Here is a 15,366-nt window from a genome sequence, read left to right as displayed (position 1 = left end):
GGTGACAACGACCACATTCGCTTCCCTCCAGGTGTGGGGGCACGCAAACTGAAACGGTAGCTAGTCAGTTGCTGTAGATCTCGGATTCTCTGTTGGAAATCTGTCGAGTGGTGGCGTACTGCGCGTCGAGGGGTATGCGCAGTACGCCGGTGCGGTCACGCGGGTGAGGTGGTGCGCCAGGTTCGGGGTGGGAGGCCGTAGGTGTGGCGGAATTGGCGGGTGAAGTAGCCGGGATCGGGAAGGCCTACGCGGCGGGCTATCTCGGCGATGGGCAGGGTGGTATCGGCGAGTAGGCGGCGGGCTTCGGTCATGCGGCGCTGGAGGATCCATTCCTGGACTGTGCGGGCGACGGCATTGCGGATCTGTTGCGGGAGGCCGGATTCGACTGCACCCTGGCCGCTTCGGAGCGACGCCGGCATATGGGCGGAGTCGTCTACTACCGGGCCGTCACATGAGATTCACAGCGGCTGGGCGCCGGGTTCGAGCAGGCGTTTGGGGTGCATGCCGTCGACTTGGCCGATGAACGGTGGATGGATGCTGTAGCCGAGCATGCGGCGGATGTCCTCGGAGACGGCGCGCACGGTGTCCCGGGTCGTGGACAGGGTGAACGCCTCCTGCGGGCGCAGCCACGGTTCGCAGTACTGGGCGGTGGCGGCCAGGCGGGCGGTGCTCGAGCGATTGGCGCCGCCGCCATGCCAGAGGGTGCCGAGGAAGAACACACAGGATCCGGCCCGCATCACCACGGGTGCGCGCTCGCCCTCCTCGGGCAGGCGATCGCCCCACAGATGGCTGCCCGCAACGATATCGGTGGCTCCGTTGGCGGCGGTGAAATCGTCGATCGCCCAGATCGTCGCGGCGCCCAGGGCCTGCCTCGGCCTGGGCAGCGGATAGAAGCTGTCGTCGGTGTGCAGCATCTGCGCCTGTTCGCCGGGCAGGATGTTGATCATCTGCAGCATCGACAGCAGATAGTTCGGCAGGAGCAACCGGTCCAGCAGCGCCAGCACCCGGGGATGATCGGCGATCCGATCGCAGGCGCGGGTCTTGTTCAACACGCTGTACACCCGCTGCGTGGTATGCCCCTCGAACCGGTTGCGGCCGTGCCGATCCAGCAGTGGCGCAACGGCTTCGCGGATCTCGCCGAGCTCGTCGGGCCTGAGCAGATCGGGCAGGATCACATACCCGTCCCGCCGGACCGCGGCCAGATCCGCCTCGACGACCGTCGCGTCGATGCCCGCGCCGGCGCTCGCGGTCCGGCGATACGTGCCCGCCAGATCGCCACCCAGATCCGTCAACGACGACACTTCGGTGCTCATGAGCGGCTCCTCGAGTCCGTAACATAACTGAGTTCTGTTATGGTTCGACTATGGCACGGCCTCCGATCGGGCGTCAACAACTACTCGACGCGGCCCGCGACGAACTGGTCCGCGGCAACGGCGTGATGGAACTGAGCGCGCTCACCCGCCGCACCGGACTGAGCACCGGCGCGCTCTACCACCACTTCGGCTCCAAAAGCGGTCTGCTGGCGGCGATCTACGACGGCTTCTACGCAGCACTGCGCCACGCCCTCGCCGACGCGCATCTGCCGCCCGACGCCGACTGGGGCATCCGCGAACACGAACGCACCCGCCGATTCGTCGCGTACCACTTCGGCGAGCCGCTCGCCCCGATCCTGCTCGATCGCACCGCGCTGGACCCGCAGCTGATCGAATTCGAGGCGGTCTACATCCAGGGCCTCATCGACGATGCCGCCGACAACATCCGCCGCGGCCAGGCCCTCGGCCAGCTCCCCGCCGACCTCGACCCCGACTGCGCGGGCGCCTACGTCATCGGCGGCCTGCGCCATGGCATCGCCCGGCAACTGCGCGCCACCCCACCGCCGACACCCGACCGAGCCACCGAACAGCTGTGGCGTCTGACCGCCGCCGCGCTCGGAACGGCCTGAGTTCAGGTGAGATAGCGGTACACGGGGGAATCGGGATCCAGGCGTTCGCACTGGATGGGCGAGTGCTGGATGCGCTTCAACAACGGATCCAGACCGTCGGGCGAGCCGAGTTCGATACCGACCAGCGCCGCACCGGTCTCGCGGTTGTTGCGCTTGACGTATTCGAACAGGGTGACATCGTCGTCGGGGCCCAGGACCTCGTCGAGGAAGCGGCGCAGGGCACCGGGTTCCTGCGGGAAGTCGACCAGGAAGTAATGCTTGAGTCCCCGATGGACGAGCGAGCGTTCGATGATCTCGCCGTAGCGGGAGACGTCGTTGTTACCGCCCGAGACCAGGCAGATCACCGTGGAGCCCGGCTCGACCGCGACCGCGGGCAGTGCGGCGACGGCCAGGGCCCCCGCGGGTTCGGCGATGATGCCCTCGTTCTGATACAGCTCGAGCATCGTGGTGCAGATCGCGCCCTCGTCGACCAGCGTGATCCGGAAAGAGCCTGCGCCCGTGGGTGTTTCGGTCGCGGTCAGCAGCGGCAGCGAGGCGTGCGAGATCACCCGGCCGCCGAACTTGGCGACCATCGCATAGGGCAGATCGCCGATCCGGCGGACCGCGGCCCCGTCGACGAACGGATCGATCTCCGGCAGTGTCACCGGCCCGCCCGCCACGAGGGCGGCCGTCATCGATGCCGCGCCCGACGGCTCCACACCCAGAATCGCTGTCGCGGGCGAGCGTTCGCGCAGATACGTCGCGATCCCCGCCAGGCAGCCGCCACCACCGACCGGCACGATCACCAGATCCGGTGTGTGCCCGAGCTGTTCGAGGAATTCCGCGGCGATCGTGCCCTGGCCGGCGGCGGTGCGCGGATCGTCGAAGGGCGGCACCATGGTCGCGCCCGTGCGGGCGACATCGTCGGCGGCCGCGGCGGCCGCGGCGTCGTAGGTGTCGCCGGTCGCGATCAGCTCCACGAATTCGCCGCCGTGCGCGCGGATCCGGTCGCGCTTCTGCTTCGGCGTGGTGGTCGGGACGTAGATGCGCCCGGAGATGCCCATCGCCCGGCACGCGAATGCCACACCCTGCGCGTGGTTTCCGGCGCTCGCGGTCACCACGCCCGCGGCGCGTTCGGCGGCGGTGAGCTGGACGATCAGGTTGTAGGCGCCGCGCAGCTTATAGGAGCGGACCGAGGTGAGATCCTCGCGCTTGACGTAGACGTTCGCACCGGTCAGCGCCGACAGCCGGTCCACACGCTGGAGCGGCGTCGGCTCGATGATGTCCGAAATTCGCTTGGCGGCAGCATCGATCTCGTCCGCGCTCAGCTCGGGCGGCGGACCGGGCACTTGCTCTGCGAGATCAAGCGGATTCGGCACTCGACCATGCTATCCGGGGGCGTTGCGGGCGCCCCCGGCCGCATGCGCAATCTACTGCGGGGTGAGGACGAACAGCGGGATCTCGCGATCGGTCCGCTTCGTGTACTCGGCGTAATCGGGCCAGGCCTCCACGGCCCGCGCCCACCACTGCGCCTTCTCGTCGCCGAACACCTCGCGGGCGGTGTAGTCCTTGACCACCTCGCGATCACGGAGTTCGACATGTGGATGCGCCTTGACGTTGTAGTACCAGACCGGGTTCTTCGGCGCGCCGCCGCGCGAGGCGACGATCGCGTATTCGCCGTTGTTCTCGACCCGCATGAGCGGGGTCTTGCGCAGCTTGCCGGTCTTCGCGCCCTTGGTGGTGAGCAGGATGATCGGCTTGCCCTGCATGGTGTTGCCCTCGGCGCCGTTGCTGGCCTCGTACTGCGCGGCGTGGTCGCGGGCCATATCGGACGGGCTGGGTTCGTACTCTCCGGTGAGTGGCATATCACTGGTAATTCCCCGGCTATCGCTCGTTATTCCCTCGCATTCCTCCGCAAAAGTTCGCCTACCCGAACTTGACAGTCCGAGTACCCTGACTACATGGCAGCGGTCAACCCCATCCCGCGGTCGGCGAGTATCGATATCGCCGGTACGGCGTGGCCCGTGTACAAACTCGAGGCCTTGGTCCTCGCGCTGCTGACTTGTGTCGTACTCGCCGTGGTCACCGGCTCCCCGCAGGTGGCCGTGCTCGCGGCCGCCGCGGTCGCGGCCCTGCGTTGGGTGATTGCCGTCGCACGCGGAAAGTGGCAGCTGTCACATTGATAAACCCCTAGTTCAGCGCGAATCGTAGTGTCGGCCGATTGTTTGCTCCGAACTGCGAGGCGATGTGATGACCGATAGCGCCCATGCTCTTTCGTTCCATGAGGGCACCGATGTCGGACGTCTCGACGAACAGGTGTGGCTGCTGGACGTGCAGGATCGGGTGCCCGGCATCCAGTACCTGCGGGAATGGTCGCGCGCGGCATTGAATCTACGGCCCGGTGAGCGCGTCCTCGACGTCGGCAGCGGCACCGGCACCGAGGTCCTCGCCGCCGCGGAGCGGGTCGGAGTGACCGGTGAATCGGTGGGCATCGACCCCAATCCCGGGATGATCGAGCTGGCTCGCAAGCGAGCGGCAAACCCGGCTGACGCCGGGTACAGCGAGGAAGTGGCCGGGTACAGCGAGGAAGAGGCCAGGTACCGCGAGGGGGTGCCGGGGTACAGGAAAGCGGGGGCCGGGTACGTCGACAGGGGCCTGGTCTCCTTCGTCACCGGCTCGGCCTACCGGCTGCCGTTTCCCGATGGTTCGTTCGATGCCGTGCGCTGTGAGCGGGTGTATCAGCATCTCGAGGAGCCGGGGGTGGCGACGGATGAGATCCTGCGCGTGTTGCGGCCCGGCGGGCGGGTGGTGTTGATCGATACCGATTGGTATACCGCGATCGTGCATCCGGCCGATCCGGTGATTCTGCTGGCGCTGCACGATTTCATGCTGGCCGGGATTCCCAATCCGGCGGCGGGGCGGCGGCTGCGCGGTCTGCTCGCCTCGGCCGGCGGTGTCATCGATTCGACCCAGGCCGTGGCGGGAGTGTGGGAGCCCGCCCAGTTCCGGCCGCCGTATGCCGAACTCAGCCGGCGCGCCGAGGCCGCCGGTGCGATCAGCGCCGCCCAGCGCGCGCGATTCCTCGCCGATCTGGACGCCGGTGTGGCCGCAGACGACTATCACGTCTCCGTCACCCTGGCCGCGGTGCTCGCGCATAAGCCGTAACCCGTTGCGCCCGAGCCGGAACGCTAACCTGGGACCGGGACCACGGAAGGCGGGATGTGGCGGACAGACAACGACCAGCGGTGATGACCGACGTCGCCAAGCTGGCGGGCGTGTCGCATCAGACGGTCTCGCGTGTGCTCAACGGTAGCCCGCAGGTGCGGCCGGAGACGCGTGAGCGGGTGCTGGCCGCGGTCGCCGAACTGGGTTATCGGCCCAACGCCATGGCCCGCGGACTGGTGAGCCGCCGCTCGAAGGTGCTCGGCGTGGTCACCTTCGACACCATTCTCTACGGCCCGGCGTGCATGCTGCTGGGCATCGAAAGGGCCGCGCGCGCAGCGGGTTACGGCGTCGGCATCGTCACCCTCGAGAAGGTCGATCGCGACAGCGTGCTGGCGGCGGTGAACACCCTGGGTGGTCAGGGCGTCGACGGGGTGATCGTCATCGCGCCACAGGAGGCCGCGGCCGCGGCCCTGCACAGCCTGCCCACGCCGCTGGCGGCGGTGGTGGTGGAGGCGGGGCGCGAGGTGGGCTTGCCGTCGGTATCGGTGGATCAATTCGAGGGCGCCCGATCGGCGGTCCGGCATCTGCTCGAGCTCGGGCACCAGACGGTGTGGCATCTGGCCGGACCGGATGGTTTCTGGGAGGCGCGCGACCGCCGCGAGAGCTGGCAGGACACGCTGGCCGCCGCGGGTGCGCCCGTGCCGCCGCCCGCCGTGGGCGATTGGAGCGCGCGTTCCGGCTATGTGGCCGGGCGCGCGCTGGCCGAAAACCCCGATATCACGGCCGTATTCGTGGCCAACGATCAGATGGCGCTCGGCCTGCTGCGCGCCTTCGCCGAGCGCGGCGTGCGGGTGCCCGAGCAGGTATCGGTGGTCGGATTCGACGATATCCCCGAGGCGGCATATCTATCGCCGTCGCTGACCACGGTCCGTCAGGACTTCGACGAGGTCGGCCGGCGCAGCATGCGACTGCTGCAACAGCTGCTCGAGGCCGCCGAGCCGGTGTCGGAACCGCCGGTGGCGCCGACGCTGGTGGTGCGGGAAAGCTCGGCCGCACCGCGCTAGACCGCGTGTCCGCTCTGGGCAGATAGCCGTCTGCTACTACAGTTTCGATCATGACGTCCGCCCTGTGGAAGGTCTGCGCGATCGCCGTCGGTGCCGTCATGTGCTGCGCGCCGACCGCGCGGGCGGATGTCGAGGAGATGACGCCGCACGAGAAGTCCTTCGCCTCGGTATTCGGCAGTTTCACGGTCGGCAGCCGCTTCGAGACCGTCAATCGGATTGCGCCGCTGAACCTCATGGGCACCACGCGCGAGGCATTGCTCAGCGGCATCTCCTACGGCCGCATCAACGGCCCCGCGGTCGGGGTGTTGAAAACGGGCTACCACATCGGCTGCGCGGTCAATATCGGCGGCGGCAGCGTGGGCACCTCGCCGCAGGTGACCGTCACCAGCCCCGGCGCCCAGAGCGGACTCCCTCAGGTACAGGCCGAATTCCAGCCCATCGTGAGCATGAGCCTGGCACCCGGCGAGGTGAAGGAGATCCCCGTCGGCGAAAAGGAAATGGCCCCCGGTCGCGTCGTCCAGATCGTCATCCGCGACTTCCACCTCACCGTCAACCAATGCAGCGGCCCCGTCACCATCCGCCAATACGCCTACGTCTACGCCAGATCCGCCGACGTGGACGACAGCGGCGCGGTCTTCGGCGACCCCACCTGGCTCTAGCTATCCCGCCAGGCAGCCCGGGCCCAGCAGCGCCTTCAGATCACCCATCAGTGCCGAGGACGGGGAGACCCGCAGGTTGTCGGCGACCTGCAGCAGGGTGGTGCTCTCGCGGGCGCCGACGTGGCGGATCAGGACGTTCGCCGTGCCGGGGTGGCTGTTCAGGACTCGCTTGAGGGCGCCGATCTTATCGGGGGTGCACAGGCGGGTCGGGATGATCACCGAGAGCGGCTTCTCCACGCCGATGGACGAAAGGTCCGGCACCACAAGGTCGTTGGCGATCAGCGAGACGCGATCGTCGCGGGCGGAGACGCGGGCCTTGACCAGGACGATGGCGTCCTCGGTGACGTCCATGCCGTACACCGAATAGGACTGCGGGAAGAACAGCACCTCGATGCCACCGCTGAGGTCCTCCAATTGCGCCGACGCCCAGGGCATGCCGTTCTTGTTCACGCGGCGGGTGACATTGGCGAAGATGCCGCCGATGGTGACCTGCGCGCCGTCCTTGACATCGCCCTCGAGAATGGCGGGGATCGGGGTGTCGGACTGGGCCGCGAGCACATGTTCGACGCCGTTGAGTGGATGGCCGGAGACGTAGAGCCCCAACATCTCCCGCTCCAGGGCGAGCTTGTGTTTGGTCTCCCATTCCTCGTCGGGGACCTTCACATCGAAGACGCTGGCCACCGAGTCGTCGCCCGCGTCCAGCCCGCCGAACAGGTCGAACTGGCCCATGGCCTCGGCCTTCTTGGTGGACATCACCGCGTCGATGGCATCGGAGTGCACCAGCAGCAGGCCCTTGCGTGGATGTCCGAGCGAATCGAAAGCGCCTGCCTTGATCAGGGATTCGGTGACCTTCTTGGTGCAGGCGAGGGCGTCGATCTTGTTCAGATAGTCGGAGAAGTCGGTGAACTTCGACTTCTCCTTGCGTGCGGCGATGATCGAGGCGACCACGTTCGCGCCGACATTGCGTACCGCGCCCATGCCGAAGCGAATGTCGTTGCCCACGGACGCGAATTCGAGTTCGGACTCGTTGACGTCCGGCGGCAGCACCTGGATGTTGAGGCGGCGGCAGTCGGCCAGATAGACGGCGGCCTTGTCCTTGTCGTCGCCGACGGAGGTGAGCAGACCGGCCATGTATTCGGCCTTGTAGTTGGCCTTGAGATAGGCGGTCCAGAACGACACCAGGCCGTAGCCCGCGGCATGCGATTTGTTGAACGCGTAGCCGGCGAACGGGAGAATCGTGTCCCACAGCGCCTTGATGGCGGGCTTGGAGAATCCGTTCTCCATCATGCCCTTCTCGAAGCCCTCGAATTCGGCCTCGAGCACCTCGGCCTTCTTCTTACCCATCGCGCGGCGCAGGATATCGGCTCGGCCGAGTGAGTAGCCGGCCACCTTCTGCGCGATCTGCATGATCTGCTCCTGATACACGATCAGGCCGTAGGTATCGCGCAGGATCTCCTTCAGGGGCTCCTCGAGCTCCGGATGGATGGGCTTGACCTCTTGGCGCCCGTTCTTACGGTCGGCGTAGTCGTTGTGGGCGTTCATGCCCATCGGGCCGGGGCGGTACAGCGCGAGCACCGCGACGATATCCTCGAAGCCGGTGGGCTGCATGCGCCGCAGCAGATCGCGCATGGCGCCGCCGTCGAGCTGGAACACGCCGAGAGTGTCACCGCGCGCGAGCAATTCGTAGGTGGCCGTATCCTCCAGCGGCAGCGTGTCGAGATCGAGTTCGATACCGCGGTTGGCCTTGATGTTGACCAGGGCGTCACCGATGACGGTGAGGTTGCGCAGGCCCAGGAAGTCCATCTTCAGCAGGCCGATGGCCTCACACGACGGGTAGTCCCAGCCGGTGATGATCGCGCCGTCCTGTGCGCGCTTCCACACCGGGATGGCGTCGGTGAGCGGTTCGCTCGACATGATGACCGCGCAGGCGTGCACGCCCGCGTTGCGGATCAGGCCCTCGAGACCGCGCGCGGTCTCGTAGATCTTGTTGACGTCCGGATTGGTGTTGATGAGCTCGCGGACCTCGGCGGCCTCTTTGTACCGCTCATGTTCGGGATCCATGATGCCCGACAGCGGAATGTCCTTGGCCATGATCGGCGGCGGCAGCGCCTTGGAGATCTGGTCGGCGATCGCGAAGCCCGGCTGGCCGAACTGTACGCGCGCCGAATCCTTCAGCGCCGCTTTGGTTTTAATGGTGCCGAAGGTGATCACCTGGGCGACCTTGTCGCTGCCCCACTTATCGGTGGCGTAGCGGACCATCTCACCGCGGCGGCGATCGTCGAAGTCGATATCGATATCGGGCATGGAGACGCGCTCGGGATTGAGGAAGCGCTCGAACAGCAGACCGTGCGGAATCGGGTCGATATTCGTGATGCCCATCGAGTAGGCGACCAGCGATCCGGCCGCCGAACCACGGCCCGGGCCGACATTGATGCCGACCGAGCGGGCGTAGGTGATGAGGTCGGCGACGATGAGGAAGTAGGCGGGGAAGCCCATTTCGTTGATGACGCCGATCTCGTAATCGGCGCGCGTGATGTATTCCGGCGGAACGCCATGGGGGAAGCGGCGATCCAGGCCCATCATGACTTCGCGGCGCAGCCAGCTGCCCTGGGTCTCACCCTCGGGGACCGGGAAGATCGGCATCCGGTCGTGGTGGGCCCACACCTCGTCGTAGGACTGCACGCGCTCACCGATGAGGACCGTATTGTCGCAGGCGCCCGGGACTTCCGCGTCCCAGATGGCGCGCATATCCGCGGCGGATTTGAGGAAGTATCCGGAGCCGTCGAACTTGAAGCGGGTCGGATCGGACAGGGTCTTACCGGTCTGGATGCACAGCAGCGCCTCGTGGTTGGCCGAGTCGGTCTCGTGCACGTAGTGGCAGTCGTTGGTCGCCAGCGGCGGGATGCCGAGCTTGCGGCCGACCTCGATCAGGCCCTCGCGCACCCGGCGCTCGATGGACAGGCCATGGTCCATGATCTCGAGGAAGAAGTTCTCCTTGCCGAAGATCTCCTGCCATTTGGCCGCCGCCTCGAGCGCCTCGCGCTCATGACCCAGGCGCAGGCGGGTCTGCACCTCGCCCGAGGGGCAGCCGGTGGTCGCGATGATGCCCTCGGCGTACTGGGCGATGATCTCCTCGTCCATCCGCGCCCACTTGCCCAGCTGTCCCTCGATGGAGGCCAGCGACGAGAGCTTGAACAGGTTGCGCAGGCCCGTCGCGGTCTCCGCGACCATCGTCATATGCGTGTAGGCGCCCGAACCCGAGACGTCGTCGCTCTTCTGGCTGGGATCGCCCCACTGCACGCGCTTGGTGTTGAACCGGGACTCCGGCGCGATGTAGGCCTCGATGCCGATGATCGGCTTGATGCCCTGCTTCTTGGCGGAGTTGTAGAACTCCGAGGCGCCGTACATGTTGCCGTGGTCGGTCATGCCGACCGCGCTCATCCCCAGCCGCTCCGCCTCCTTGAACAGAGGCGTGATCTTCGCCGCGCCATCGAGCATCGAGTACTCGGTGTGGTTGTGCAGATGGACGAATGATCCCGACGAGGCAGACACGCCATCGGATTCTAGAGGCACCCACCGACGAAATCCGCCCGACACGGTCCGACACGCAGAACCGGCTCATGGTATAGGTCACGTGCCTGGTCGGGGCCGTATCAAGATCGGCGTGTCGTGGTTCTGCGTGTCCCCGAACCGACCGCGCCCGGGGAGTAGAGCATCGAATGTCGATATCGATCTCGAGGTGGTGCCGGTGCGCGCGGCCTCGGGCCCGGGCACCGAGACGATCATCGAACTGTCCTTCAAGACCGATACCCAGGACGATGCGCGCACGCTGCGCGACAAGGCCATCGGCACGCTCCGTTCGAAGGGCTGGCTGGCGCCGGCCGATGTGCTCGAGACCGATCTCATTCTGACCCGGTACTGATATCCGGTTGCGGGGCAGCCGATTCCGGCAGGGTCAGCACGGCCACGGTCCCGCCGTCCGCGGCGGATTCGATGGTGGCGCTGCCGTGATGGAGCTGGGCGACCCAGCGCACGATCGACAGGCCGATGCCGTGGCCGGTGGCCGATCCGGTGGTGCCGTGGGTGAACGGATCGCCGAGCCGGGCGTCCACGCCCTGACCGTGGTCGCGGACGCAAACTCGGCCCGCGGCGACGGTGACCTCGACCCGGCCGCCGCCGTGGACGAGGGCATTGTCGACGAGATTGCGCACGGCGAGGGTCAGCAGATCCGGATCCGCCTGCACCACAGTGGGTTCGGTGCTCAGGCCGATATCCGGGCCGCATTCGGCGACCACGCCCTCGACCAGTTGATCCAGCCGCAGCCGCATCGTCTCCGGTCGCACCACCCCGGTCTGGGTGCGGGCGCGGGCGAGGAGCCCGGTGACCAGGCGGCCCATCCGGTCGGCCAGTCGGCGCACATCGGTGAGAGCGGCTGCGGCGCGGGCGGGTTCGCGCAGACCCGCGTCGGTGTGCAGGCGCAGCGTGGCCAGCGGGGTGCGCAGTTCATGGGCGGCGTCGGCGAGGAAGCGTTCCTGATCGTCGAGCAGGCGCACCGCCGAACGCATGCTCAGCCCCGACAGCAGATGTCCGGCGGCGGCCGCCAGCGCGATCAGGGCCGCGCCGCCCAGCTCCAGCGCCAGCACCAGACCGTCGTGATCGCGTTCGGAGGGCGCCGGATCGACGGCCGCGAAAACCACCGCGCCGACGGATGATTCGGAATTCCACACCGGCACCGCGGCCACCCGCACGGGATGTCCGCCGCCGCCCGGTACGGTCCGCACGAGCTGATCCTGTTCGCGGGCGGCATCCGCGGCCAATGTCGTCAGTCCCGCGTCGGTCGGCAGCCCCGGGCGGCGATGTCCGAACGCCTCGTGCCACTGCCCGGAACCGTCGCGGGTCAGCACCGCTACCGAGACGACGCCCTGAGCCAGATCGTCGTCGCGCAGCACCTCGAGCAGGAGTCCGCCGTTGTCGTCCCAGAACACATCTCGGGCCAATCCGGTCGCGACCCGATCGACGCGATCGTCGATGGCCCGATGCCGCGAGCGCCCGTCGATGGTCGCGGCGAAGACGCCGAACACGATCAGGCAGATCGCGGTGATGGCGGTGAACAGTGCGGTCAGCATCCAGCGGGTGCGTCGCAGCCGCGCGAGGGCCGGGCGCGGATCGCGGCCGTTCACGGTCGCACGGTGAAGCCGACGCCGCGGACGGTCTCGATGAGCGGCGGCGCGCCGAGTTTGCGGCGCAGCTGGGCGATCACCACGTCGACCACATTGGAGGCGGGTTCGGCCATCTCGTCCCAACAGCATTCGATGAGTTCGGTGCGGGTGACCACCGTTCCCGCGCGGGCGGCCAGCAGTTCGAGCACGCCGAATTCCTTGGGCGTCAGGGTCAGCAGCACCCCGGCCCGCTGCACCCGCCGCCGCGGCCGATCGACCACCAGATCGCGGATCTGGGTACGGGTCGGCGCCGGGCGCTCCTGGCGGCGGCACAGCGCGCGCACCCGGGCGGCCAGTTCGTCGAGGTCGAACGGTTTGACCACGTAGTCGTCGGCGCCGTGGGCGAAGCCGTCGAGGCGGTCGGCCAGTCCGTCGCGGGCGGTGAGGATCAGCACCGGGGTGCGCTCGCCCGATTCGCGATGCGCGCGCACCAGATCCAGGCCGTCGCCGTCGGGCAGGCCGCGATCGATGATCAGGCAGTCGTAGCCGTTGACCGCGATCTTGAGATCGGCATCGGCCATGTCGCGCGCGAGATCGACCGCGAAACCCGCGGCCCGCAGACCGTCGGCGACCTCGTCGCCCAGTTCCCGATCGTCCTCACATACCAGTACGCGCATCCTGCTCATTCCAGCACAGCGCGATGCGGTGCCGGTGACGGCGCGGTCGGAGGACACATCGGTCACACTGGCAGCTGTCTCATGAGAAATCTGTGAGGAACATTAACGCGCGCGTACCGCGGGAGCGATGATTCGGGTAGTCGCCTACTCAAGTACGGGGACGAACGGGGCGGGAGGATTTCACCCATGAAACGACTGGTGATCTGCTGTGACGGCACGTGGGGCGCCGAATGCAACCCCTCGGTGTCCAATATCGTCAAGATCGCCGAATCGGTCCGGCTGCACACCACCGCGGCGCGGGGCGCCGGGGTGGGTCAGCGCGTCTTCTACATCGACGGGCCCGGTTCGCGCGGCTATCTCGCCGACAAGCTGCTCGGCGGCGCGTTCGGGCTCGGTCTGGACGCCAATCTGTCGACCATGTACTGGCAGCTGGCGTTGAACTGGGAACCCGGCGACGAGATCTACATCTTCGGCTTCAGCCGCGGCGCCTACACCGCGCGCAGCCTGGCGGGCATGATCCATCGCCTCGGCCTGCTGACCGCCGACGCGATGATCGATCAGAAGTATCCGCAGGCGCTGCGCATCTACCGCCAGCGCAAGCACGGTCCCGACGATCCCGATCCGCAGGAGTGGGTGCGCTTCCGCGAGGAGAACTGCCACTATCCGGTGCCGATCAAGTTCATCGGGGTCTTCGACACCGTCGGCGCGATGGGCGTGCCGATGGTGACCTCGTGGCGCTACCGCTTCCACGATCTGCGCCTGTCGCCGACGGTCGAATACGCTCGCCAGGCCCTGGCCATCAACGAGCGCCGCCGCGCCTTCGCGCCGTGCCTGTGGGAGGTGCCGGATTCCGGGCGACCCGATCCCGAACGCGTCAAACAGGTCTGGTTCAAGGGCGTGCACACCGATATCGGCGGCGGCTATCCTGACTGCCGGCTGTCCGATATCACGCTGCGCTGGATGGTGGACGAGGCCGAGCGGCGGGGACTGGCGTTCGATCGAGATCGGTTGGAGCAGCTCATCGCTCGCCGTCCCGGCTTCGACAACTCGGTGACGCCGCACAATTCGCTCACCGTCGGCTATCGCGTGCTGAATCTGGCGTCGCTGCTGGTGCATCCGGGCAGTCAGCGGTTCTATCCGGACTCCTGGCGGCGCCTGGGCGATCCCGACGATCACCGCGTCTATCTGTCGACCACGGCCCAGCCGGATTCGGACTACCATCCGCCGAACGTGCTGCGCTGGGAGAACGAATTGGCCGGCTCGCTTCCCTACGAGCCGGCCGAGACGACCTCGGAGCTGCCGCAGTCGATCACGGCCTGAGTCGTCAGTTCGTGCGCACCGACAGGCCCGGATTGGCCTGCAGCACAGGGTTGATCGGCTGACCGATCAGCAGCGGGATCACGCCGCAGCCGTCGTCGGGGGAGGTGGGGTCCATGGCGACGGCGCTGGTGATGCCGACGGCCTTGGTGCCGGCGAAGATCGGGCCGCCGCTGTCGCCGTGCTGGCCGCAGACGTTCGCGGCGAACATATGCTCGAGGCGGGTGGACTCCTTGTCGTTCGGCTGCATCTTCACATTCAGTTCCAGATCGGTGTCGAGCACCTGTCCGCAGGTGTAGCCGGTGCGCAGGCCCGCCTTGCAGATGATGCCGCCGGCCACCGGATCCATCGTGCCGTCGATGCGGATATCGGGCGCGTTCGGCGGAGCGCCCGCGGAACCCTCGCTGCTGCTGGTCGGCAGGTGCAGTCCGGCGGCCGAACCGGCCGACAGCGGGCCCGGCACCGTGATGCGGCGGGTGGTGATCATGTTGTTGCGGAAGCGCCCGGCCGCGGCGTCGCCGATGCGGATGACCGAGAAGTCGTGTGGGCCGAGGTTGGACGTCTCGAAGTAGCCGAGGTCGGCGCCGCGGCGCTTGTCGTGGGCGTCGACGGCGGTCTCGAAGACGTGCCGCGGCTGCGGCGACTTATCGGCCTCGGGGACCAGGTTGTCCGGATTGCAGTGTCCCGCGGTGATATTCACGGCATGACCGGCGGCGTCGGTGCCGTTGAAGCCGAATGAGCACTTACCGGTCCTGCCGTAGTAGTCGAAGGCGAAGGGCTGGCCGCCGATGACGGCCTCGGCGCCGGTGCCCTCGAGCGGAGCCGGTCCGGCGGCATCTGTGGTGGAGGGCCGGGCCACCGGCACGACCGCGGTGATCGAGCGGATCCGGCCCGCCTCGCTGGGCAGCTGCGTGCCCTGGGCGACCCGCACGGTGAGGCTGTTGTGGACCACGTCGATGCCGTAGCCCACCACGGACTGGGCGATCGCACTGGACTGGTGGGCGAGCCACTGCTCGAAGGCGGTGCGCCGCCCGCGCAGGGTGGCCTCGCTGTCGGCGACGGTCTCCACGGCGAAGCCCGCCTGCTGCGCGGCCTTTCGGGCCGCGGCGGCGCTGACGCCCTCGCTCAGCGCGACGATGCCGCGATCGCCGTCCATGCGGACCCCGGCGAAGGCGTTCGGATGCGCCACGCGCGCGGTCGCGGCGAAGGCGGTGAGCTGTTCGGCGGTCCGGATGCGCGTGAGGTACTGCTGCGCGTCGATCTTCAGATCGCGCTGCAGCGCGTCGACCAGATCCGCGGGAATCTCCGGCGACTGCGGCGCTGCCGAGGCCGGGGCGGCGAGCGATCCGATCATGGTCACTGCGACACAACAGCCGAGCGCTACCCGACGCACGCGAAAACCGA

General features: G+C 67.7%; 15 protein-coding genes. 7 read left to right on the top strand and 8 right to left on the bottom strand.

Translation table 11 applies throughout. The features are described 5' to 3' along the window. Positions 1-155: 155 nt before the first annotated feature. Positions 156-419: a helix-turn-helix transcriptional regulator gene (locus ACIA76_RS30645; RefSeq protein ID WP_397156761.1), complete on the bottom strand. Its 264-nt coding sequence runs from the start codon at positions 417-419 to the stop codon at positions 156-158. Between the two features lie 39 nt (positions 420-458). Next, complete coding sequence (locus tag ACIA76_RS30640; RefSeq protein ID WP_397156759.1) at positions 459-1,313, bottom strand: phytanoyl-CoA dioxygenase family protein; 855 nt, start codon at positions 1,311-1,313, stop codon at positions 459-461. 50 nt (positions 1,314-1,363) lie between these two features. Between ACIA76_RS30640 and ACIA76_RS30635 the strand changes: the two genes are divergently transcribed. Beyond that, positions 1,364-1,942, top strand: a complete 579-nt coding sequence (locus ACIA76_RS30635; RefSeq protein ID WP_397156757.1) for a TetR/AcrR family transcriptional regulator — start codon at positions 1,364-1,366, stop codon at positions 1,940-1,942. Between the two features lie 2 nt (positions 1,943-1,944). Here the strand turns inward: ACIA76_RS30635 and ilvA are convergent, their stop codons facing one another. Both ilvA and ACIA76_RS30625 read right to left on the bottom strand, forming a co-directional pair. Continuing rightward, positions 1,945-3,300, bottom strand: a complete 1,356-nt coding sequence (gene ilvA / locus ACIA76_RS30630; protein WP_397156755.1) for a threonine ammonia-lyase IlvA — start codon at positions 3,298-3,300, stop codon at positions 1,945-1,947. 51 nt (positions 3,301-3,351) lie between these two features. Beyond that, entirely contained in the window at positions 3,352-3,786 is a 435-nt protein-coding gene (locus ACIA76_RS30625; protein ID WP_397156753.1) for a nitroreductase family deazaflavin-dependent oxidoreductase, read from the bottom strand. Positions 3,787-3,882: 96 nt separating this feature from the next. Here ACIA76_RS30625 and ACIA76_RS30620 point away from each other — a divergent pair, with 96 nt between their 5' ends. From ACIA76_RS30620 to ACIA76_RS30605, 4 genes are all read left to right on the top strand, one after another. Then, entirely contained in the window at positions 3,883-4,104 is a 222-nt protein-coding gene (locus tag ACIA76_RS30620) for a hypothetical protein (protein ID WP_397156751.1), read from the top strand. Positions 4,105-4,171: 67 nt separating this feature from the next. Then, entirely contained in the window at positions 4,172-5,086 is a 915-nt protein-coding gene (locus ACIA76_RS30615) for a methyltransferase domain-containing protein (RefSeq protein ID WP_397156750.1), read from the top strand. 83 nt (positions 5,087-5,169) lie between these two features. Next, positions 5,170-6,150 (top strand): LacI family DNA-binding transcriptional regulator, encoded by a 981-nt coding sequence (locus ACIA76_RS30610; protein WP_397156748.1) that lies wholly within the window; start codon positions 5,170-5,172, stop codon positions 6,148-6,150. A gap of 50 nt (positions 6,151-6,200) precedes the next feature. Continuing rightward, positions 6,201-6,809 carry an MspA family porin gene (locus ACIA76_RS30605; protein WP_397156746.1) on the top strand — a complete coding sequence of 203 codons (609 nt, stop codon included), beginning with the start codon at positions 6,201-6,203 and terminating at the stop codon, positions 6,807-6,809. On the opposite strand, the gene dnaE is transcribed toward ACIA76_RS30605, so the two are convergent. Next, entirely contained in the window at positions 6,810-10,361 is a 3,552-nt protein-coding gene (dnaE, locus tag ACIA76_RS30600; protein ID WP_397156744.1) for a DNA polymerase III subunit alpha, read from the bottom strand. 127 nt (positions 10,362-10,488) lie between these two features. Here dnaE and ACIA76_RS30595 point away from each other — a divergent pair, with 127 nt between their 5' ends. After that, on the top strand, positions 10,489-10,731 hold the full coding sequence (locus ACIA76_RS30595) for a hypothetical protein (RefSeq protein WP_397156742.1): 243 nt from the start codon (positions 10,489-10,491) through the stop codon (positions 10,729-10,731). Here ACIA76_RS30595 and ACIA76_RS30590 read toward each other — a convergent pair. Then, positions 10,712-11,989, bottom strand: a complete 1,278-nt coding sequence (locus ACIA76_RS30590) for a sensor histidine kinase (RefSeq protein ID WP_397156740.1) — start codon at positions 11,987-11,989, stop codon at positions 10,712-10,714. The two genes, ACIA76_RS30595 and ACIA76_RS30590, sit on opposite strands and share 20 nt — an antisense overlap. Further along, a complete protein-coding gene (locus tag ACIA76_RS30585) occupies positions 11,986-12,711 on the bottom strand; it encodes a response regulator transcription factor (protein ID WP_397156738.1) in 726 nt (241 codons plus the stop codon). Before ACIA76_RS30585 ends, ACIA76_RS30590 begins: the two co-directional genes overlap by 4 nt. 120 nt (positions 12,712-12,831) lie before the next feature. Here ACIA76_RS30585 and ACIA76_RS30580 point away from each other — a divergent pair, with 120 nt between their 5' ends. Further along, positions 12,832-13,965 (top strand): DUF2235 domain-containing protein, encoded by a 1,134-nt coding sequence (locus ACIA76_RS30580; RefSeq protein WP_397156736.1) that lies wholly within the window; start codon positions 12,832-12,834, stop codon positions 13,963-13,965. Between the two features lie 4 nt (positions 13,966-13,969). Here ACIA76_RS30580 and ACIA76_RS30575 read toward each other — a convergent pair whose 3' ends face one another. Further along, positions 13,970-15,322: a S1 family peptidase gene (locus ACIA76_RS30575; protein WP_397156734.1), complete on the bottom strand. Its 1,353-nt coding sequence runs from the start codon at positions 15,320-15,322 to the stop codon at positions 13,970-13,972. Positions 15,323-15,366 lie beyond the last annotated feature (44 nt).

The sequence above is a fragment of the Nocardia sp. NPDC051570 genome (genome assembly GCF_044454005.1).
GTDB lineage: Bacteria > Actinomycetota > Actinomycetes > Mycobacteriales > Mycobacteriaceae > Nocardia.
This window is presented reverse-complemented; position numbering and strand designations above follow the sequence as displayed.